Source organism: Microlunatus soli (assembly GCF_900105385.1).
GTDB lineage: Bacteria > Actinomycetota > Actinomycetes > Propionibacteriales > Propionibacteriaceae > Microlunatus > Microlunatus soli.
In genome coordinates, this window is the sequence record NZ_LT629772.1 from 3,620,128 (window position 1) to 3,641,833 (window position 21,706).

Below are 21,706 nucleotides of genomic sequence, written 5' to 3' on the forward strand. Positions count from 1 at the left end.
CGGATCACGGCGCCAGCGACCGGCCGAACAGGTCAGCCAATCGGTCCGCAGCTACCGGCGACACCGTCGACCGGTGGTCGACGAAGGCGACGAGCCGATCTTCCCGGCGTTCGACGTCAGCCGACAGAACGGACTTGGCGTACCCGCTGCGGACGGGTCTGGGCTGCAGCAGCGGATGGTCGTCGACGTCCTCTGTGAACGTGAAACGGAGTCCGATCATCTCGTCCTCCACTGTTCGGTCCCGGCTGCCCGATCGGGCACCGGACAGCGGTCCGGGGATGCCGGCCAGGACCGCTTCGAACGGTTCGTCGATGCCACTGATCGCGGTGCTGAACGCACGCTGGACGTTCCGGATCGATTCCGCCGCCGGACGTCGGTTCGACGGGGGGATGATCACCGTGTTGGTCAGGTTGCCCAGTGAAGCCCCCAGATCCGGGAGCAGCCGAAGCGTGCTGCAACACCCGATGGCGAAGGCGTCGGTACCACTCCAGGTCGCGATGGCGCGTTGCCACGCAGCCAGCGACCAGGCGGCGATCGATACCCCGGCGTCGGCGGCGGCCTGCTGGACGTCGGCGATCGGGATCGGCATCGGAACCGCAACCCGGCGGCCGGATCGGTCGCCTCGAACGGGAAGCGGGCAGGCCGGTGTGTCGGCCAGACGCAGAGCTCGGGCCGCGATCCTCAGCGCCAGCAGCCCGTCCCGCAGCCCGGCGGATTGCCAGCGCGCGATGTCCGACGGCGCTACGGACTCAACCGGTGCCGGCCGATCGGCGAGCCAGTCCTCGAGTGCCGGTCCGAGGACCTGTTGCAGACCTTGTTGATCGAGCATCAGATCGCGCCCGTGGACCAGCAGCCAGCTGCCGGCGCGACCGACGTCGAAGATCGTCGCGTGGACCGACCGCGCAGATCGTGGCAGCGGCGTCCGCAGTGCCCGTTCGGAGTGGGCAGTCACCCACGCCCGCCCCTCGTCTGCTGCCCGCTCGGCGGCCGGGACGGACAGCAGCTCCGGCCGCACCACCTCGATCGCGGCCAGCACCGCCGGGGCAGCACCAAGATCAACATCGGTGCGCAGGCTCTCATAGCCAGGCGCGACGGCGTTCCAGGCGCCGACGAGGCTTCCGGCATCGACCTCCGGCACCCACCACAGCTGCGCGCACTGGTAGAAGGCCGCCTGCCGTTCATCCTGGAGGATTCGGTGCAGCGTTCGCTGTTTGACCGACAGCCGATCCTGCGGGTCTTCCTTCCTGCCGTCCTCGGCGGACCCGGCCCGGCGGGCGGGTCCGGCATCGAGGGTGGGCAGCAGTCCCCGTTGCTGCAGTGCGTCCAGCGCAACCGGGAGCCTGGCCGGGGGCAGTGAACGGAGCCGGTCCAGCACCTCCTGCTCCTGATCAACCTGCACGGACATCGGACTCAACCAGTTCGGCGTCGGCGGACAGTTCGTCCAGCAGCTGCAACGCTGCGTTCGAGACGTCCTGATCCGAGCCTTCGGCCAGCCGCCGCTCGACAGCGGCGGCCAGCTGCTCGATCGTGCTGGCCTCCAACCACTCCCGCAGCGGCAGGTTGATGTCGAAGACCCGGCGGACGTCGGCGATCACCTGAGTGGCCAGCAGCGAATTTCCACCCACCGCGAAGAACTCCTGATCGACACTGACCTGCGGCAACTCCAGCAGCCGACACCAGATCTCCGCGATGGTCAGCTGTACCCGTCCGACCGGCTTTTTGTCGTGGCGAGCGGAGCTGCGATGCTCATTCGGCGCCGGTAGCGCCTTCCGGTCGATCTTGCCGTTGTTGTTCAAGGGGAACTCCGGCAGCGCGATGATCGCATTCGGAACCATGTACGGCGGTACCCGGCCGCCCATGAATCTGCGGATCTGGTCGGGGTCGATCTCGGTGCCGGTCTCGGCGACCACGTAGGCAGCCAGTCCGCGCTCGCTGCCCTCTCCGAACGCCACGACCAGCGACTCCCGTACTCCGGGACAGTCGTTCAGTTCGCCGGCCACCTCGAGCAGTTCGACGCGGATCCCGCGGATCTTCACCTGGTGGTCACTGCGACCCAGGAACCGGAGATGGCCGTCCGGTAGGAGTTGCGCGACATCGCCGGTCCGATACAGCCGTCTGCCGGGCGGCCCGAACGGATCGGGGACGAAACGCTCGGCGGTGAGTCCGCGGCGCCCGAGGTATCCACGGGTGACCGAGTCGCCACCGATGAAGACCTCGCCACGAGCGCCGAAGGGCAGCCGCCGGAGGGATTCGTCCAGAACGTAGGTCTGGGTGTTGGACAGCGGGGTGCCGGACCGCACGAAGGCGAAGTCGGCGTCCCGTTCACAGACGTAGTAGGTCGAGTCGATCGACACCTCGGTGACGCCGTAGAGGTTGATCAGGTCGGCTGACAGCAACTCGTGGAACCGGTCCATCAGGGAAACCGGGACCGGTTCGCCGGAGACGAAGACGTGCCGCAGCGTGGTACAGCGGCTGACCTTTGGTGCGGAAAGGAAGGTCTGCAACATCGCCGGTACGAAGTGCAGCGTGACCACCTCGTTGTCGGTGATCAGATCGATGAAGCGCTCCAGATCCAGATGGATCTTGGCCGGCGCGATCACCGCCCGGCCGCCGACGACCAGCGGCCAGAACAGTTCCCAGACTGCTGCGTCGAAGCTGTAGGCGGTCCACTGCAGTGCTGCCTCACCCGGTCCGAGCTCGAATCGCTGCCGCATCCACCACAGGAAGTTGACGGCGCCACCGTGTTCGATCAACACACCCTTCGGACGGCCGGTGGAGCCCGAGGTGTACATCACGTAGGCCAGATTGTCCGGTGCGACCGCCGGCGCCGGTCGGTGTGCCGGACGTGCTGCCCACTGCTCCGGTTCGTCCAGCACCAAGGTCCGGCCACCGGACGGCAACCGGTCCAGCTGGGAACGCTGACACAACACCACCGAGCAGTTCAGGTCGCCGAACAGATAGCTCAGCCGTTCCTCGGGGAAGAAGGGGTCGAGCGGGGCGTAACCCGCGCCGGCCTTGTGGATCGCCAGGATCCCGACACACAGCTCGAGCGACGGTTCGGAGCACAATCCGACGATGCTGTCCGGGCGTACGCCACGAGCGATCAGTTCGTGGGCAAGACGGTTGGCGCGTTCGTCCAGTTCTCGGTAGGTGAGCGTGTTGTTCTCATAGACCAGGGCAACCTCGTCGGGCCGCTGGTCCACCTGTGCTTCGACGAGCTGGTGCAGACACCGGTCGGTCGGGTAGTCGGCCGCGGTCGCGTTGTGCCTGCCGAGGTCCACCGCCTGTTGGTCATCGAGCAGTGAGAGGGATCGGATGTCACCGCTGTGGTGGCCGTCGGCGAGCCCGGACAGGACGGCGACGGTGCAGCGCAGCAGACGGTCCGCCTGATCTGTAGTGATCATCGTCGGATCGTGGTCGAGCAACAGGCTGTCGCCGGTCGAACGGACCCGGAGCGGAACGGCGGCGCCGCCCTGCCCCGATGGTGATCCGTGAGGATCGGATCGGAGGTCGACCACGGAGTCGAACAGCGTCGTGCCGCGTTCGGTCCCGGAGAGATCGTTGCGGCGAGCCGACGACAGGTGACCGTGGTGGATCAGCTCCCGAATCTCGGTGACCTGCCGTCGGAGCCAGTCCTCGGTCGGAGCGGAATCGAACTCGACGACATGGGGGAGCACCAGTTCGAAGTTGCCGAGCACGGACGGCAGCCCGTCCGGGCGGACATCGGCGAGCACACCGATCGCCGACGATTCGCCACCGCGGAAACGGCACACGATCACTGACCAGGCGAGGAGCGCGAGCCACTGCTCCGGCACCCCGAGCCGGTGCGCCAGATCGCGGAGTCGATCCTGCGCTTCGCTGGCCAGGCCGTGCCGGAGCCGGGCGGTCGGTCGAGGCTCCCTTCTGGCTTCGTCCAGCAGCGGAGTCGCGCCGTCCAGCAGACTGAATCGCTGCTGCCAGAAGGTGTCCACCCGGGACTGGTCCTGTTCGGCGTACCAGCCGAAATAGTCTCCGATCGCCGGTAGTGGCTCGGCTGCGCCGCCGTCGGCGACCCGGATCACCTCGGCGAGCAGGGCGTGCGCAGCATGCGAATCCAGGAGCACCTCGTGGTACTCCAGCACGAGCCGCCGGACCCGGGGCGACCCGATGCCGCGGAGTCGGCACAGCGGCCGGCCATCAGTCAGCGTGATCGACGGACGCGCCGGGGTGTCCGTCGACCCGCCGTCGGTGGGATGGACGACGAACTCCGGAACCGGGCCGGTGGGGGTGAGTTCCGGCACGGTCGAGGAGCCGTGCCGGACCGGGGTCGTCGTCAGGTACGGGTTGGCGGCGACGACGTGGCGCCAGGCAGCGTCGACCGCCGCCGTCGACGTCGGGCTTGCCAGGATCCGATGGACCGCGCCGTTCCGGATCGGATCATCCGGCCGCAGCAGGCTGTCCACGAGGGCGTCGTGCTGGCCTGGGGTCAGTGTTGTTTCCATCAGTCGTCTCCTTCATTCGATGCGGTGCTGTCCACCTCGTCCAGCAGGTCCATCGCGGCGGCCAGGGAATCAGCGCGGTGATTCTCCGGGCCGCTATCGGGCGTCACGGATGCCGAGCCTGCGCGGTGTTCGTCGACCACCGCGGCCAGCGTTCGCAGCGTCGGGTCACCGAACAGCCTCCCCAGCGGTACGTCGGCTCCCATCGATTCCCGCACCTGCAGGCTGATCCGGACCAGTTGCAGGGACGTCACACCGAGCGCGAAGAGGTTGTCGTCCCGGCCGACCGACATTCCGAGCACCGGCAGCAGTGCCTGTTCGGCAACAGCGCGTTCGGTCGGCGTCGTCGCAGGCTCCGACGGTGTGCCCGTCGCCGTCCGGCCGATCGCCTGCGCCACCAGGGCTCGTGCCGCGACCGGAGGCAGGTCGGCAGCTCGCGGGTCGCAGACGAGCCACGGGTTGCGAAGCGGAGCCGGCAGATCCTGCAGCGCCGGCGGTGCCGGCGGGTCGAGGACGACCGCCCAGCAGCGCTCCGCCTCGTCGGATCCGGTTCCGATGCCACCGAGCAGATCGGGTACGTGCACACCGACGACACCGACGCCGACAGCGGCTCGTAGCGGGTCGAGCAGAATCGTCCTGCCTTCGACGACCGTGCGATCGTGGTCCGGCTCGACGACCCGGAAACCGTCGTCTGTCCGCACCGCGATCACGCCGGTTCGCAGTTCGCGTCCACCGCCGGGACGTGGCCGGAGCCGGTCTGCCGTCCGTCGCGGATCCCGGCAGTAACCGGTGCCCGTCCCGGTGGGGACTCGCAACTCGCCGACAGCGCCGGAAGGCAGGGGCAGGTCATCGGTGCCGACGATCCGGAACCCGGGGGTGAGTGGGTAGAGCTCGTCGCCGGCACCGACGCAGACCGACTCGGGTGCCTCGGCGACCCACCAGCGGGTCACCGAACGCGCCGCCGTCGATGGCGCACCGCGATGAACGCAGGATCGAGCGGACCAGACGCGAGGTGCGAACCGCGCGAGGGGTAGCCGAGCGGCCTGACCCGGATGGAGTTCGACACAGGACGAACCGGCGGCGCCGACGAGGTCGACCAGTTCCGCTTCGTCCCGCGGTATCAGAACACCGACATCGGCTGCTGCGGCGGCCAGGCACCGTACGACGAAGTCCTCGCCGGCAACGGGAGTGTTCAGCACGATCGGTTCGCCCGCCACCGACCACAACTCGCTCAAGGTCGCTGCCGCGATACCGAGTTGATGCCAGTCGATGATCGCGATCGTCCGCCGACCCGGTGTTGCCGACAAGGCAATCCGGAGCCCAGGGGTCTGTGCGGTGACGGGTGCGTCCGGCGGGGTCACGCGATTGGCCTGATCGACCCGCACTGCGGCGGTCTCGCTGCGTAGCGCGTCGCGCCAGTCGGGCGGATCATCCGGGTCCAGCAGCAGCACAGAGGCTTCGCAGTGAACGGCTGCGAAGAGGTTGGCGACGAGTTCCGGTCCCGGCGGCAGTTCGATGGTGACCGCGATGCCCGGGCCGGCCCCGGCCGCCCGGAGTTCGGCGGTTCGGCGCCGGACCGCGGTGCCGATGATCTCCGCCGAGAGTGCGCGGGCGACCGTTTGGACCCCCGGCGCCGAGAGATCGCAGACGTCCCCGATCGACACGTTCGGTGGTCTCGAGACGCTCGGGATCGTCGCCGCGGCAGCTGTCCGGGTTCCGCTGAGCTCGTCGACCAGCAGCCGGCTGTATCCGCTCAGCAGCGTCTCCGGTCCACCGACGACCAACTGCTGCTGCTCTCCGCAGCGCATCAGGCAGATGTCGATGATGCCGGTACCGGACGGCAGTACCACGACGTCGGCTTCGGCCGTGCCGAACCGCAGCAACGGGAGGTCGAGCGTGCTCACCGTCAGGTCGCAGCGTGGTCCGGCGATCGCGGCTCGGTGATCAGCCGAGTCAGCCCGGTCCGCGATCGGCGCAAGATCGTCGGCCCGAGCGTGATCATCGACGAGGTGTCCGGTCACGCGGAACTCCGCCGAAGCTCCGATCATCCCCGATTCGCCGGTCGACCAGCCGCCGACGGAAACGGTGTCGGAGTTCCAACCGCAGCTGCGCAGGGCACGGATGGCTTGCGGCGCCGGATCGCTGTACTCGCCCGGACCGCTCACCGGGGTTACCAGCACGCCGTACGGGCTTGCCGCATGGGCGCGCACCAACGGCTGATCACCGGGTGACGGTGGCTGCGTCGTACTCGCGACGGAGCCTCGGTCGGCGACCGAGGTGCCGGACGCCGGCGAGGCGTCGGGCGCACTCCGGCGGTGGCAGTGATCGCCGTAGCGAAGCCCAGGTCGCTCCGCATCGTCGACCGGTCCGTCAGTGTTGTACGCGGTCTCCAACAGTCGCAGGATGGCCGCCCAGCAGGATCGGTCGATCAGATGCGCTCCGATGGAGAGCTCGATCTGCTCCACGTCCCGCTCAACATCGCCTGCCGTCAGATGTGCGTACCGAACCGGATGTTGATCATCGGCGACCATCAGTTCGGCCGCTTCGGCGACTTCGACGACCGGCTCCGGTGCAGATACGAATTCGCATCGCCCGTCGGTCACCCGAACGGCGAACTGCAACGCCTCCACGGCGTGCGCGACGTGGTGCAGCGCCCGCCGGAACCGACGGCGATCCACGCCCGGGATGTGTAGCCGGAGGCGGTGCACCCGCCCCGCCTCCCACTGCGCCTCCGCGTTCGGAGGAAGGTGTACCGAGGCCGTGGCCGGGCGCGGTGCGTACCGGGTCCGCCGACTGGCAGCGGCTCGGCGGGACGCAGCCTGCAACAGGGCAACCGACGGTGTCATCGTGCATCACCGTTGATCATCTCGAGGAGATCGGAGCGCTCCACCGTGCCGAGGATCGGAACCTCGTCCAGCTGTTGATCGATTCCCGCCGCGAACCAATCCAGGATCCGGATCAGCTGGTCGGCGATCCGCTCGGCCGTGTCGAGGTCGAACAGCGCCGCACTGAATTCCAGTTGGATCGTGGCGGGGTCGGCGGCGAGCGCGAACGTGGCATTCAGGTCGAATCGTGCGCGCGGGTAGTCAGCGACGATGAGTTCGGTGTCCAGGCCGTCGAGATCGAAGGTCGGAGGTGCCGCGTCCAGCGCCGAGCAGAACGCGGAGAACAGCGGGTTGCGATCGTTTCCACGCTGCGCGCCCGTGCCGCGGACGACCTGCTCGAACGGCACGTGCTGGTACGCCAGCGAACGAGCCAGCGCGTCCCCGGTCTGCCGGACCAGATCGCTGACCCGTTGTCGCGGGTCGATTCTGGCTCGGACGCAGATCGTGTTCAGGAAGCACCCGATCAGCGGCTGCAGCCGACTCTGGGTCCTGTTCGCCACGGGCATGCCGACCGCGAAGTCGCGTTGCCCGCCGTACCGGTGCAGCAGGGTCAGATAGCCGGCCAGTCCGACGGCGAACAGACTGCTGCCGCATTCCCGTGCTGTGGCCGCCAGCCCGCCGGCCGTGCTCGCAGCCAGCACCCGGCGGCACGTGATCAACTCGGCGCCGACGCCATGGCCGGCCCGATCTGCGGGAAGCTCGAGCTCCTGTACACCGGCCAGCTCACGCCGCCAGAAATCTACCCCGGAGGTGTCGAGTCGGTCGCTCCACCGTGCGTAGTCGCGGTAGCCGATCGTCAGCTCGGGTAGTCGCAGCGGGGTGCCACGGGTCAGGGCCCGATAACTGAGGGCGAGTTCCTCGGCGAGCAGCCCGATCGACCAGCCGTCGATCAGGATGTGGTGCAGGGTCAGCGTCAGGACGTGGTCGTCCGTCCCGAGTTGCACCAGCCGCACCCGCAGGGGCGGGGCCGCGGTCAGGTCGAACGGTCTGTTCACCTCGTCCTGGACGACCGCTCGCGCCAGCGCATCGACATCGGACGGTGCGTTGTCGGGACGGTGCGTGCGGATCGGCGCCTGCCAGGTCGGCAAGGTGTCCTGCTGCGGGACGCCGCGCTCGTCGGTGAGGAACTGTGTCCGCAGCGGTTCGTGCCGGGCGATCACCAGACCGATGGCGTTGATCAACGCACCCCGGTGCAGGGGGCCGCGGATCCGGAGGGCGAGCTGCAGGTTGTACTCGGGTGAGTTCGGGCGCAGCTGATGCAGGAACCACATCCTGGCCTGCACCGGGGACAGCGGTGCAGGGCTCCGGTCAGCGATGTCATCGCGATGTGCTGTCGCGCCGGTCATGGACGCGCACCGTCCAGAAGACCGACCGGGTGCAGACCGCCGGCATCCGACGGCCGGTTGTCGCCTCCGCGGTCTGCAACCTCGGCGGCGCGCACCGCCGCTGCGACGTCGGCGGCGTCGATGTCGCGGTGTGTGACGAACCGTACGGTCCCCGGCACGATCTCGGTCACCAGAACGTCGTGAACCGCCAGTTCTGCAACGAATCCCGGCGCCCGCTGACCGAGTCGCACCGTGACGATGTTGGTGGTCGGCTCGGGGCCGACAGCCTGCGTGCCGAAGACCCGACCCAAGCCGGCGTACAGGTCGGCCGCCAATCGGTGATCGGCTGCCAACTCGGCGGTCCGGTCCAGAGCGACCAGGCCGGCCGCCGCCAGATGCCCGATCTGCCGGAATGTGGTGCCGAAGCGGCGCCTCAGGACCCGGACCCGCTCGATCGTGGGGCCGTCGGCACAGACCAACGAACCCATCGGTGCGCCGAGCCCCTTGTAGAGCGAGATGGTGATCGCGTCGCAGTGCCGGGCGACCTCGGTCGGGGCATAACCCGCGGCCACCGCAGCGTTGAACAGCCGGGCACCGTCGCACAGCAACGGGACGTGATGTCGATCCGCGAGGTCGGCGACCGCCGCGATCTGGTCGATCGTCCAGACTCGTCCGCCACTGGCGCTGTGACTGTTCTCGATGCAGACCAGACCGGGTCGTGGCGCCGCCGGGTCGGTTGCGGCCAGCGCGCTGCGCAGCGCGGCCAGATCGAGGAGCCCGGACTCGCCGGGCAGTCCGAGCACCTGCTGGCCGGCGACGGCAGCGAAGCTGTGCGCCTCCCACCGATGCAGATCGGAGTCGACATGACACAGCACCTGATCACCGACCGCAAGAGCGGACCCGGCCAGCAGGTTGGCCAGCGTCTGGTTGGTCACCAGCACCGATGCCTCGGTGCCGACGAGCTCCGCGGCGCGTTGTTCGAGCCGATGCACTGTCGGGTCCTCGCCGTAGAAGTCGTCCCCGACTTCCGCCTCGGCCATCGCCGTCCGCATGGCACGGTCGGCAACCGTCACGGTGTCGGAGCGGAAATCAGCCATCGGCTCGTCCCTCCTCGTCTTTCGCTGCGGGCTTCCCGCATCGGGGTACTCGAGCATCGAGCTTGGGCGAGGAACGGCCGACCGGCGACAGCTCTTTCAGGAAGGTTTCCTCGGGAGGCGGCCGGGGCACCGGCTCTTTCCGGCTTGTTTCGTGGCCGACGACGGCAACCATCGGCTCGCCCTAGCTTGGCGCCAGACCGCTTGCCCATCAGGCTCGGACCGACGGGCCGCCGGGCACACCGAAAGGAAGCTCGTAATGTCCGATCAGAAGTCCGATCCGGTGCCGGCGCCGGTCGATGGTGCCAACGACGAAACAGCAGACGACTGGACCTATCTGGTGGTTGTCAACGACGAGGAGCAGTACTCCATCTGGCTGAGCGATCAGCCGGTTCCCGCGGGCTGGTACCGGGAAGGGACGTCGGGTTCGAAGGAGCAGTGTCTTGATCACATCGAGGCGATCTGGACCGACATGCGTCCGCTCAGCGTCCGCAAGCGACTCGCCGCAGCCTGAGGTCCGACATGACGACGACGCTGCGCTCCGGTCATCAGGCCGACGCCGACCAGGCGACCCGTTTCCGCCCGGTGCATGCGCTGATCGACGGCTGGGCCACCACAACTCCTGACGCGCCCGCCGTCACCGACAGTGAGTGCACCGTGAGCTACCGGCAGTTGCGTGCGGCGAGCGGTCGGTTCGCCGCCGAGTTGCGAGCCCACGGCGTCGGTCGCGGCGACGTCGTCGCGGTCCACCTGCCGCGCAGCGCGCGTCTGGTGGTCACGATGCTGGCGGTGGCCAGGATCGGCGCGGCGTCGCTGCTGCTCGACCGATCCGCACCGGCGGAATGGCTTGCGGGGTTCGTGGACCGGGCGCGGCCGGCCGTTCTGGTGTCCGACGATCCCGTTCTGGTGTCCGACGGTCTGGGTACCGAGTTCTTCGACGGTCCGGTGCTGAGGCCACAGCCGTCCGATCACGTCCGGTCGCCGGACGAGGCGGACGAGGCGGACGACGCCGACCTGGGGCCGGAGGATCTGGCCTGCCTGGTGCAGACCTCCGGCACCACCGGCGTACCCAAGCTGGTGCTGGTGCCGCATCGGACCTGGAGCTATTCGGCACAAACGCAGCGCCGACTGCATCGCATCGATGCCGACGAACGTGGTGCGTGGCTGTTCCCGGCGCACACCAACGTCTCCGCCAGCGTCGTCGTCTGGCCGTTCCTCGCCGCCGGGGCACAGCTGCTGATCCCGTCGGAGGACCTGCTCGGCGCCCCCGAGGAACTGGCTCGATGGATGCGGCGGAACCGGGTGACGCAATGCTTCGCGGTCGCCGCGCTGGCCGAGGCACTGGCCCGACTGGACTGGCCGCCCGGCGAGCTGTGGTTGATGTTGACCGGCAGCGATCGGGTGCGTGAGTGGGGTGACCGCGGGCTGCCGTTCGAGGTCGGCAACTGGTACGGGGCCAATGAAGTCAACATCGTGACCTCCTCGATCCTGCCGTGGTCGGATCGCATCACCTCGTTGACGGCTCGATCTGCAGACCGAGCCGGCCCGCCGCCGATCGGTCGTTTCTGGCCGGGGACCCGGCACCGGGTGCTCGACGCCGACGGCCGGCCGGTCGTCGGTAGCGGGATCGGCGAATTGTGGGTCGGCGGCGAACAGCTCGCGCTGGGCTACCTCTCGGCCCGGCAGACCGCCGAGAAGTTTCTTCCCGATCCAGCGGGTCCGCCGGGGAGCCGGATCTATCGCACCGGCGATCTGGTCCGGATCCGACCGGAACCGATCGCCGACCGACTGGCCGACGGGGTGCCGGATGGTGTCCTGGAACACTGTGGGCGTTGCGACGAACAGGTCAAGATCAACGGCATGCGGGTGGAGATGGCCGAGGTCGAGCAGCGTCTCCTCAGCTGCCCGGGGGTGCTCGAAGCGGCCGCGGCTGCGGTCGAGGACGGATCCGGCCGGACCCAGCTGGTCGGCTACATCGTCCGCGACCGCGCCGGCACGGCGGATCATTCCGACCTGCGCGAGCAGTTGGCCGGACAACTCCCGAACCACATGGTGCCGGTCGCCTTCGTCGAGCTGCCCGAACTGCCACGCAATCGCGGAGACAAGATCGATCGACGGGCGCTCCCCGTCCCGTCTTTGGACAGTGTGCCGGCGTCCGACCGGTTGGAACGCAGGATCGCCGAGATCTGGGCACAGGCACTCGGTCAGGACAGCTGTGGCGCCGAGGACAACTTCTTCCTGCTCGGTGGCGACTCGCTCCAGGCAAGCCGAGCCGCCGCACTGATCACGGCAGAGTTCGGCACTCAGGTAGAGGTACGTGACGTGTTGACGCATCCGACCAGCCGCGAGTTCGCCGGCATCATCCGACGAGCGGAAGCAGCCGCCTGACCCGGCGGCCGACGGACCGACGCCCGGCGATCCCGGGCGTCCTGGCGGGACGGACGGAATGCTGACCCCCATTCCGTCCGTCCCGCCACAACTGCCCGCCACAACTGCCCGCCACAACTCGCCACAATTGCCCGTACGCCTCCGCCGTGAAGTAGCCGAATTTCACGTCATAGAAACTCCCCGAGCGATGTCGGCGCTGCTCGGGGAGTTGTCGTCGTCGAAGGCCGAGGCTCAGGTCAGCACGCGGTGATCGACCGCGGTCGACAACACGTCGGCCAGTGCCGGCGGGCAGCCGACGAAGGCCATGTGATCACCGGGAAGTCGGACGAACCCGACCTCGCCGCACTCCCGCCAAGCCGGGTCGTGTGCCTGCGCAGTCGGAACCGTGTCGTCCTCCGACCATGCCAGCGAGATCACGGGGACCGGGATCCGGTGCTGCGGGTCATAACGCCAGGGGCGATGGACGACCAGTTCCTGGTGCAGCACCCGCGCGCCGATGCCGGCGAGTTCCCGTGGCATGTCGGCGAAGCCCATGCTCGCCTGAAGTTGCTGGATCTCGGTGACCAGATCGTGGTTGTCCAGATCGATTTTGTTCAGGTGCCCGTAGAGATCGGTGTGCGGCGGCCCCCAGGCCGAAGCGATCAGGGTGGTCGGCAGTGGCCGGTCGTGCGCCGCGAGCCAGAGCACCGTTTCCAATGCGAACGGCACGCCGCCGCAATGGGCGAAGAACGCAAAAGGACGGTCCTCGACCTGCTCGGCGATCAGTGCACCGCAGTCGGCGGCGAAATCTGCGTGGCTCTCGTACGGGGGTTCGTTGAAGCGATTCTCCCGACCCGGCGGCTGTAACGCGCACGGTGCGGAGGTGCCGATCATGGCCGGCCAGCCTCGGTAGGACGAGGCGCCGACACCGGCATAGGGGAAGCAGAAGATCAGCGACTCCGCTTCAGGATCGGGCTGCTTGAGCAGCCACTTGCGTTGGTCTCTGGTTGCTGAGCGTGCCATGCGCGCACGCTATGGCGCCGGCTGTGCCAGGGGCATCGACGTCGACAGCATTGCGACAGCAACGACACCTCGCTCCGACCGGTCTTTCACGGTCGTGTCGCCGTCGTTGCCGGCATCGGACAGGCATCCATAGCGTCGGCGCATCAGCCGAGGTGGAGGACCCATGATTCCCAATCTCACCGAACACGTCCCGTTGGACGCCATCGACCTGTGTGACCTGGACCGCTTCCAGCACGACTCCCAGCACGCGGCCTGGAAGACGCTGCGCGATGAGGCGCCGGTCTGGCGGCAGACCTTGCCCGACGGCGGGCATTTCTGGTCGCTCACCCGCTATCGCGACATCCGTCCGTTCCTGAAGAACGTCAACAGCTACAGCTCGCAGCACGGGACGATCCTCGCGGTCGCCGGCGGCGACAGCGCCGGCGGTCGGACGATCAACCTGATGGACAACCCGCGGCATCGGCAGATCAGGGTGCCGACGATCCGGACCATGTCGAACCACGTCGTCCGGGAGCGCGCTCCTCGGGTCCGCGAACACATTCGGCACCTGATCGAGCCGTGCTACGACGGCGAGGTCGATTTCGCCGATCTGATGTTGCACATCCCGATGGTGGCGATCGGTGAGGTGCTCGGTATCCCGACCGAGCTGTGGCAGTGGATCCCGGGATGGACGATGGCCGGCGTCGCCCCCGAGGATCCCGACTACAGCCGGGGCACCAGCGGAGACACTCTGCAGCAGGCACATCACAACCTCTTCGGCATGTTCAGCGAACTGATTGCCGACCGGCGCCGCAAACCGAGCGACGACCTGATCTCGATGTTGATCGACCTCCGGATCGACGGGGAGCCGCTGGACGACCAGACCATCTTGCTGAACTGCTACAGCTTTGTGATGGGGGCGAGCACGACGACCCCGCACACCGCGAACCACACCATTCTCGCGCTGGCGGAGCGACCGGAGATCTGGAACCGACTGCGCGGCGATCTGTTCGCCGGCCGGCCAGTGCTGGAAACGCTGCTGGACGAAGGATTGCGTTGGTCGACGCCGACCAACCATCTGATGCGCCGCAGTACCGAGCCGGTCGTCATCGACGGCGTCGACATCGACGCCGGCGAGCTGATCGTCGCTTGGATCGCCTCGGCGAACCGGGATGAGGACATCTTCGCCGACCCGTACACCTTCGACCCGTGGCGCCGGCCCAATCCGCACATCGCGTTCGGCTCGGGGCCGCATTACTGCATCGGTGGCCCGGCCGCCCGGGTCGCTCTGATCGAGCTGTTCGACGAACTGCTCACCAACTTCGATTCGCTACAGGTGACCGGTGAGGTCCGGCACCTGCGTTCCAATTTCATCAACGGCATCACCCGGCTCCCGCTCATCGCTCGGCCGGCCCGGCAACTCGTGCAGGAGGCGTCATGACCGTCGAACTCGATCGCGAACTCGACTTCGCACCCGCGGCCGCGGTGCAACGGCAGATGTGGGTCGTGGACCGGATGGATCCGAGTTCTTGTGTCTACAACGAACACCTGGCGTTCTGGTTGGACGGAGCGCTCGATGCCTCGGTCCTGGAGAACGCGTGGAACGATCTTGTCGCCGCACACGACGCGCTGCGGCTGGTCTTCGCCGTTCGCGACGGTGAGCTATATCAAGCGGTACGGCCGCAGTACCGCTGCCGCTTCGAGCATGCCCGCTTCGACAGCGACGAGCCCGCGCTGAGCTGGGGCGGTCAGCTGGTCGAACGACGGTACGACATCAGCGCCGACCCGCCGACGGCGATCGGTCTCGGCGCGGTGGGCGACAACCGGCACCTCTTCGTGATCGGCTTCCATCACGCCGTGATGGATGCCGGCTCGATCGGCTTGTTGTTCGAGGAGTTGGGCGCTCGCTACCGGGAGCGTCTGCTCGGCCTCGAACCGTCCATCGAGCCGACGGCGGTCGGCTACACCGACTTCGTCGCGGCGTCACAGACACCGCAATTCGCCGAACGGGTCGAGGCGCTGCTACCTGCGGTGCTGGAGAAGCTGCGTCAACCCGGCGTGGTCAGCGCCGAGATACCGGGAGATCGGGACCGGCCGGCGGTGAAGAGCACCGCCGGTCGGCTCGCCGAGGCCCCGTTCCCGGAAGGGATCGTCCCGCGGTTGCGGGCCTTCGCCGCGAGCCACCGCGTGACACCGTTCCAGGTGTTGTTGGCCGGTATGGGATCGCTGCTCCATCGCTACGGCGGGCAGTCCGACATGGTGCTCGGCGTCGGGAGCAGTGGCCGGCCGCAGGAATATGCCGAGGTCGTCGGACCGTTCTCCTGCGTCGCACCGGTCCGACTCCGAGCCGCCGGATCGGCAACCTTCGCCGACGTCGTCGACGATGCCCGGGATGCAGCACTGCGGTTGGAGACCGATCAGTTCGTACCCTTCAGCCGGGTGGTCAGCGAGCTGGTCGACGGCCGCGACCCGAGTCGTACGCCGCTGGTCCAGATCGTCTTCAACGCCCCTCCGCTGCAGTTCGCCCCTGACGTCCTGGACGGCTGCCGGTTGACATCCGCTCGGGTGCCGCGGAACCGTTCCCGTTTCGATCTGCTGGTCAATCTGGAATGGCACGGCCCCGACGTCGTCGGCACCGCGGAATACGACAGCGCGCTGTTCGATCACTCCACCGTGACCGGCTTCCTGAGTGATCTCGGAGTGTTCATCGATGCCGCGATGTCGGCTCCCGCGCTGCCGCTGGACGCGGTGCAGTTGCCGGCGCGTCAGCGGCCACCGGGCTCGGTGGCGCGGTTCGCCGGCGATACCGCGGCTGCTCCGGATCAGGACTCCGATCCGATCACCGAAGGCGGCTCGGCCCGCGGCACCCGGCTGGAGGAACACCTGCTCGGGCACTGCCGGGACCTGCTCTCCGATCCGGCCGTGGCCGCGACAGACGACTTCTTCGCCGTCGGTGGCCACTCGATGGTCGCCGCCCGGCTGATCCAGAGACTGTCGGAGGAGTTCGACACCGAGGTGCCACTGCTGCTGTTGTTCGAGAACCCCGTGATCGCAGATCTGGCAGCCGAGTTGGACAGGCAGTTCCCGGAGTTCGACGAGGTTCTGGCCCAGGTCGCCGGACTGAGCCCGGAGGAGATCGCTGACCTGGAGCGGCTGGACCCGGATCATGGGAATGATCATGAAACGGCGGCCGACGCGGCCCCATCGTCCAGCGACGGCCCCGGCCGCGTGGAGCAACAGGTGGACGCAGTGTCGCCGCACGAAGAGCCGTTCTGGCTGATGGAGCAGTTTGCGCCGGGCAGTGCGGTGAACACGCTCACCCTCCGAATCCCCGGCCGCGGCCCGCTCGACGTCGCCGCCTTCACAGCTGCGTTGAAGGACGTGGTGGCCCGGCACGAGATTCTGCGCACCAGCTATCGAACCGGCGAAGCGGCGGCCGCGCAGCGGTCGGTTGCCGAAACCGTCGATGTCACCGTCGAAGAGGTCGTCGCGGGCTCCGAGTCCGCCGACGCGGTCGCGGAGCGGGAATGTCGAACCGGTTTCGACGTGTCGACCGCACCGTTGATCCGCACCGTCATCGTGCACACCGATGATCAGGCCTTCGAAATCCTGTTGTCGTGTCATCACCTGGTGATGGACTACTGGTGCGTCACGCAGGTGATGCTGCCGGAGCTCAGCGCCTACTACCGGCAGCACCTCGGTGGACCGGCGGTCGACCTCGATCCGCCGCACGGCTACCGCAGCGCGATCCTGCGGGAGGCAACCTGGCGAGCGTCACCGGAGGCACGCGCACAACGCCGCTACTGGCGTGAGCGGCTGGACCGGATGGCGACGCCGGCGCTGAGCACCGACCGTCCGCGGCCGGAGGTCAGTGAGTTCACCGGTGCGACCGTCGGCCGCCGGCTGGCGGCCGACGTCCGGGACTCCGTTGCCGGCTATGCCCGAGACCATCGGACGACCTCGTTCGCGGTGCTGAGTGCGGTCACCGCGGCGACGCTGAACCGGCGGGCCGATGGTGCTGAGACCGTCCTGATGTGTCCGGTCGAGAACAGGCGACAGATCGTCGATACCCGCGTGATGGGCACCTTTGTCAATCTGATCGCTCTGCGGTACACGTTCGCCGATGATCTGTCGCTGGCAGGGCTCGTTCAGCAGAGCCGATCGGTGGTCCGCGGCGGGTATGCCAATCAGTCGGTGCCGATCGCCGAGGCGCTGGGTTCGGTCGGGCTGGAGAACGTGATCAGCAGTGGGCAGGGCCAATACTGCGTACTGAATGTGTTCGCCGCCGATACCGGGCTGCAGCTCGACGGCTGCACCATCGAGCCCGGAACGGTGGTGCCGCATCCGTCCGCCGGTACGGATCTCGAACTGTCGGTGACCGAATCCGCTGCCGGGCTGGCACTGGACCTGAAGTACCGGCCGTCCTTGTGGAACGCATCGTCGATGGAGGCGTTGCTGGACGATCTGGAGCAGATTCTGCGGGCGCTGATCGACGACGACTCCCAGCTCGTCCACGGGGCGATCGATCGCTCCGGCAAAGACCTGCTGGATCCACGATGACCGTCCTGGCGCCGATCCGGCGGACCTCCCGTTCGGTTACCGACTGCCCGAACGGGGTCGGCCACGGCGTGGGAATCGCTCACCTCGGCGAGATCCTGCAGGGGCGATTCGATGATGACGGCCGGCTCACCCACGGCACCGTCACGTTGCCGTATCCGCGAAAGTCCTCGACCGCTCGTTTCCGGGCGCACGCCGAGGAGGCCCTGGTCGTCGTACCCCATTGGCGGAGCAAGGCACGGCGGGCTGCCGGGGAGAGCCTGCGTTCCCTCGGCGTGACGGCCGGAGGCGTACTCGAGGTATCGACCACCATCCCGACCGGCCGCGGATGCGGGTCATCCACCGCCGACGTGGTGGCCAGCATCCGCGCCGTGGCAGACAGCTTCGGCACCACCCTCTCCGCCGCCCGGACGGCTCAGCTGGCCGTTCGCGCCGAAGGCGCCTCCGACGCGATCATGTTCGGCGACCGGGTGGTGTTGTTCGCCAGTCGCGACGGTCACGTGATCGAGGACCTCGTCCTCGCGGTGCCGCGGCTGGAGGTGCTGGCCGTCGACCTGGACGTCTCGGGAGTCGACACCCTGGCAGTACCCAGCCCGGTCTACGGCAGGCTCGAGCTGAGCACCTTCGGGGCGCTCCGCGGCCTGCTCCGGCGGGCACTGATCGATCGTTCGGCGACCCTGCTCGCACGCGTTGCCAGCGTCAGCGCAGAAATCAATCAGCGTCACCTTCCCAATCCGCTGTACGACCTGATGGTCGACGTCCAGCGACGCGTCGGAGCGATCGGCGTTCAGGTCGCCCACACCGGAACGGTGATGTCACTGCTCTTCGACCCCACCGACCCGGACACCGTTCTCCGCGAGGCGATGGCGATCCGGTTGCTGGACGCCGCAGGGATCCACCGTCATTGGCACTACCAGGTCGGTTCCTGACCTGCTTATCGAAGGAGCAACTGATGCGAACCTCGTTACTGCCACTGTTCAGCGAACAGGACATCACGGCACTCCTGAGCCGCGCACTGTCCGCAGCCGAAGTCGAACCGGCCGTCGTCGGGTCGGTCCCGGGCGGACGAACCGGATCCGACCAGACCGCACCCGGCGGTGTGTCGGATGCAGCCGGCGACCTCGGGGATGGCAGCCCGGGCGGCCCGGACGCGTGGGATGAGGCGGACCGATCATGGTGATGAACACCGCGGACATTCTGACCTCCGATCCGGAGCTGGATGCCGACATCGTGCTTCCCGACGAGGTACAGCCGGCCGGCGGAGCCAGCACTCCCGGGACGGGAACGATCCTGATCACCGGTGCCACCGGTTTCCTGGGAGCAGCGTTGGTCGAGCAGTTGGTCCGCAGTACCGACCAACCGATCGTCTGCCTGGTCCGTCCGACGTCGGAGCTGGACGCCAGGTCTCGGCTGCAGGAACGGCTGACCTGGTTCGGAGTCTGGCGGCCGGAATGGGCGAACCGGGTGACAGCCGTCGCCGGCGATCTCGCCGCCGACCGGCTCGGGCTGGCCCCGGCTGACTACACCCGGCTCGCCGACGATGTGTCGCTGATCTTCCACAGCGGCGCCGAGGTCCACCTCGCCTACCCGTACCGGAGACTGCGCCGACCGAATGTGCTGGGCACCAGGGAGATCATCAGACTGGCGGCGCAGGGGCGCCCGAAGCGGTTGTGTCACATCTCGACGCTGTCCACCATCGACGCCGCAGTCACCGAGACGGCCGGCGGCAGCGAACTCGCCGATCCCGCTCCGTTCGGGCCGTTGGAGCTGATGTCGACCGGCTACGCGCGGTCGAAGTGGGTCGCCGAGAAGCTGATCGTCCAGGCCGCCGACCGCGGGATGGATGTGATCACGATCCGCCTCGGGGCACTGGCCGGGCATGCGCGGACCGGTGTCTCCAATCCCAACGACTACGCCTGGCTGCTGATGGCCGCGTGTCTGCACCTGGGGTCGGCACCGGTTCTGCGAGCCCCGACCACCTGGCTGACGGTCGACTATGTCGCTGAGGCCGTGGTGGCGCTGGCCGGCACACCGCCGATCGACTACCAGCCGTACCAGGTGGTGCCGCGGTCGGCGATCAGTTATGCCGATCTCTTCAGCTGGACCCGCCGGGCGGGCTACCGGCTGCGCACCATCGGGTTCGCGCGCTGGCGCGCTACCTTGATCAACGCTCCATCCGGCGCGGACCGCTCCGTTCAGGCGATCGGATCGGTGATTCCCAGCGACGGACTCCCCGGTGAGGCGCAGGCACATCTGCGGTCGTTGCGCACCGAACGGCTGCTCGACGAACTCGGGCTTGCACCGGCACCGCTGACCGAGGAAGTGTTCGGCCGCCTGCTCCGGGTCGGTGCCGAACGGGGCGAGATTCCGCCCCCTGATCAGCCGACCCCCGGTCGAACCGCGGGCGGTCGACCCGATGACGGGCAGGTCAGCACTCAGCACACAGAACGGATCTCAGCATGACCTCCTCAGCTCCCGACTACGACCGGGCGGCAGCCCATTACGACGAGCTCACCGGTGCCCGTCCGGACACCACTGCGACCGTCGACTTCCTGGCCGAGCATGCCGGCGACGGCAAGATCCTCGAGCTCGGTGTCGGTACCGGCCGGATTGCCTGCCCGCTCGCCGAACGGGGCTACGACGTGACCGGTCTGGACAACTCGGCCGGGATGCTGGCCAAGCTCCGCGCCCGTCCCGACGGTCGCGATGTGTCGGTGGTGCTGGGCAGTTTCACCGACTTCGCCCTGGAATCGCGGTACTCGCTGATCTATACGGTGTTCAACTCGCTCTTCTGTGTGGTCACCCAGGAGGAGCAACTGGCAGCCTTCGAGCGAGCAGCGGTGCATCTGGACGTCGGAGGCCGATTCGTCGTCGAGACGAATCTTCCGGAGCTGAGCCGCTCCGACGGTGCCGGCCGGACCCTGAACACATCGTCGATCGAACGGCGCCGGGTGATGCTGGAGGCCGCCACCCACGACGCGGCTCAGCAACGCGTCCGGTCTCAGACCGTCGTCCTGTCGGAGAACGGCATCGAGTTGATGCCGTTGATGCTGCGCTATATCTGGCCGAGCGAACTGACCTTGATGGCGCGGCTCGCCGGGTTCCGGTTGACGGCACGCTACGGCGACTGGGACAAGTCGCGGTTCGCCGGCGGTAGCCAGCAACAGATCAGCGTGTTCGAGCTGGCCTCGTGAAATGATCGTCAGGACGGACCTGATCAACGATCAAGCGTGATCAGCCGCTGTCGACGGTTCCGCCCCGAGGGTGCTCAGTTCGTCGCTGATCCAGGCAAGCAGCTGCTCGCCGGCCGGCTTGACGTAGAAGTGGTCACCGTCGAAGACGCGACGGCGGACCGGCCCGGATGTCACGTGGTTCCAGTCCTGCATCGCCGTACCCGACGCGACCGGGTCGTCCCGACCGCTGGCGGCCAGCACCGGACAGTCCAACACCGGAAGTCGGCCGCGGTAGCAGTAGGTCTCGCTGACCCGCAGGTCCTCGCGGACGATCGGATCCAGCAGCTCACGCAGGTCGTCGTTGTGCAGGATCTCCGGGTGCAGACCGCCGAGCGCGGACAAGCGTTGCCACATCCGAACACCGGGTTCGGCATGCATCCGGCTGCGGATCGGATACATCGGCGGCGTACGGCCCGACACGACCAGGGCACGCGGAGCGACGCCGGCCGCAGTCAACGCGATTGCTGCCTCGAAGGCGACGGCCGCGCCCATGCTGTGCCCGAACAGCACCACCGGTTCGCGGTGGCGCAGTGCCGTTGTGGCCACCTCGTCGGCAAGATCGGTGAGCTGCCGGGGCAGCGGGTCGTCGATCCTGTCCTCCCGTCCGGGGTACTGCAGGGGATTGACGAGTAGTGGTACCGGCCCGGCCACGTCGATCGCGGCCAATGGTCGATAGAAGCTGGCGCTGCCGCCGGAATGTGCGCAGCACAACAGGGAGACCGGGGTGGTCTGGCGGAGAGCGGTCATGGGGTGAGTCTGCCGCCG

15 protein-coding genes are annotated in these 21,706 nt (G+C 68.1%); 8 read left to right on the top strand and 7 right to left on the bottom strand.

Going from position 1 to position 21,706, the window contains the following annotated elements:
• Positions 1-4: 4 nt before the first annotated feature.
• From BLU38_RS16635 to BLU38_RS16660, 5 genes are read right to left on the bottom strand one after another with little or no spacing between them, the layout of a single operon-like run.
• Positions 5-1,405 (bottom strand): hypothetical protein, encoded by a 1,401-nt coding sequence (locus BLU38_RS16635; RefSeq protein ID WP_091526583.1) that lies wholly within the window; start codon positions 1,403-1,405, stop codon positions 5-7.
• A complete protein-coding gene (locus tag BLU38_RS16640) occupies positions 1,389-4,481 on the bottom strand; it encodes a non-ribosomal peptide synthetase (protein ID WP_091526584.1) in 3,093 nt (1,030 codons plus the stop codon). Before BLU38_RS16640 ends, BLU38_RS16635 begins: the two co-directional genes overlap by 17 nt.
• Positions 4,481-7,324 carry a phosphopantetheine-binding protein gene (locus BLU38_RS16645; protein WP_157683516.1) on the bottom strand — a complete coding sequence of 948 codons (2,844 nt, stop codon included), beginning with the start codon at positions 7,322-7,324 and terminating at the stop codon, positions 4,481-4,483. Before BLU38_RS16645 ends, BLU38_RS16640 begins: the two co-directional genes overlap by 1 nt.
• A complete protein-coding gene (locus BLU38_RS16655) occupies positions 7,321-8,709 on the bottom strand; it encodes a condensation domain-containing protein (RefSeq protein ID WP_091526590.1) in 1,389 nt (462 codons plus the stop codon). The genes BLU38_RS16645 and BLU38_RS16655 overlap by 4 nt, the downstream gene beginning before the upstream one ends.
• A complete protein-coding gene (locus BLU38_RS16660; RefSeq protein WP_157683517.1) occupies positions 8,706-9,785 on the bottom strand; it encodes a threonine aldolase family protein in 1,080 nt (359 codons plus the stop codon). Before BLU38_RS16660 ends, BLU38_RS16655 begins: the two co-directional genes overlap by 4 nt.
• A 256-nt stretch (positions 9,786-10,041) precedes the next feature.
• Here BLU38_RS16660 and BLU38_RS16665 point away from each other — a divergent pair, with 256 nt between their 5' ends.
• Both BLU38_RS16665 and BLU38_RS16670 read left to right on the top strand, forming a co-directional pair.
• Complete coding sequence (locus BLU38_RS16665; RefSeq protein WP_091526594.1) at positions 10,042-10,296, top strand: MbtH family protein; 255 nt, start codon at positions 10,042-10,044, stop codon at positions 10,294-10,296.
• Positions 10,297-10,304: 8 nt separating this feature from the next.
• The gene (locus BLU38_RS16670) at positions 10,305-12,170 is read left to right on the top strand and encodes a non-ribosomal peptide synthetase (RefSeq protein ID WP_091526596.1); all 1,866 of its coding nucleotides are present in this window, start codon (positions 10,305-10,307) and stop codon (positions 12,168-12,170) included.
• A gap of 231 nt (positions 12,171-12,401) precedes the next feature.
• Here the strand turns inward: BLU38_RS16670 and BLU38_RS16675 are convergent, their stop codons facing one another.
• Positions 12,402-13,172 (bottom strand): thioesterase II family protein, encoded by a 771-nt coding sequence (locus BLU38_RS16675; RefSeq protein ID WP_197679746.1) that lies wholly within the window; start codon positions 13,170-13,172, stop codon positions 12,402-12,404.
• A 163-nt stretch (positions 13,173-13,335) separates the two neighbouring features.
• Here BLU38_RS16675 and BLU38_RS16680 point away from each other — a divergent pair, with 163 nt between their 5' ends.
• From BLU38_RS16680 to BLU38_RS16705, 6 genes are read left to right on the top strand one after another with little or no spacing between them, the layout of a single operon-like run.
• Complete coding sequence (locus BLU38_RS16680; protein ID WP_091526598.1) at positions 13,336-14,592, top strand: cytochrome P450; 1,257 nt, start codon at positions 13,336-13,338, stop codon at positions 14,590-14,592.
• Positions 14,589-17,711: a condensation domain-containing protein gene (locus tag BLU38_RS16685; protein ID WP_091526600.1), complete on the top strand. Its 3,123-nt coding sequence runs from the start codon at positions 14,589-14,591 to the stop codon at positions 17,709-17,711. The genes BLU38_RS16680 and BLU38_RS16685 overlap by 4 nt, the downstream gene beginning before the upstream one ends.
• The gene (locus BLU38_RS16690; protein WP_091526603.1) at positions 17,708-18,637 is read left to right on the top strand and encodes a GHMP family kinase ATP-binding protein; all 930 of its coding nucleotides are present in this window, start codon (positions 17,708-17,710) and stop codon (positions 18,635-18,637) included. The genes BLU38_RS16685 and BLU38_RS16690 overlap by 4 nt, the downstream gene beginning before the upstream one ends.
• Before the next feature lie 23 nt (positions 18,638-18,660).
• Entirely contained in the window at positions 18,661-18,888 is a 228-nt protein-coding gene (locus BLU38_RS16695; RefSeq protein WP_091526604.1) for a hypothetical protein, read from the top strand.
• Positions 18,882-20,171 (top strand): thioester reductase domain-containing protein, encoded by a 1,290-nt coding sequence (locus BLU38_RS16700; RefSeq protein WP_091526606.1) that lies wholly within the window; start codon positions 18,882-18,884, stop codon positions 20,169-20,171. The genes BLU38_RS16695 and BLU38_RS16700 overlap by 7 nt, the downstream gene beginning before the upstream one ends.
• Positions 20,168-20,902, top strand: coding sequence for a class I SAM-dependent methyltransferase (locus BLU38_RS16705; RefSeq protein WP_091526608.1), 735 nt, complete (start codon positions 20,168-20,170; stop codon positions 20,900-20,902). Before BLU38_RS16700 ends, BLU38_RS16705 begins: the two co-directional genes overlap by 4 nt.
• A 30-nt stretch (positions 20,903-20,932) precedes the next feature.
• Here the strand turns inward: BLU38_RS16705 and BLU38_RS16710 are convergent, their stop codons facing one another.
• Positions 20,933-21,688: a thioesterase II family protein gene (locus tag BLU38_RS16710; RefSeq protein ID WP_091526610.1), complete on the bottom strand. Its 756-nt coding sequence runs from the start codon at positions 21,686-21,688 to the stop codon at positions 20,933-20,935.
• Between the last annotated feature and the right edge of the window lie 18 nt (positions 21,689-21,706).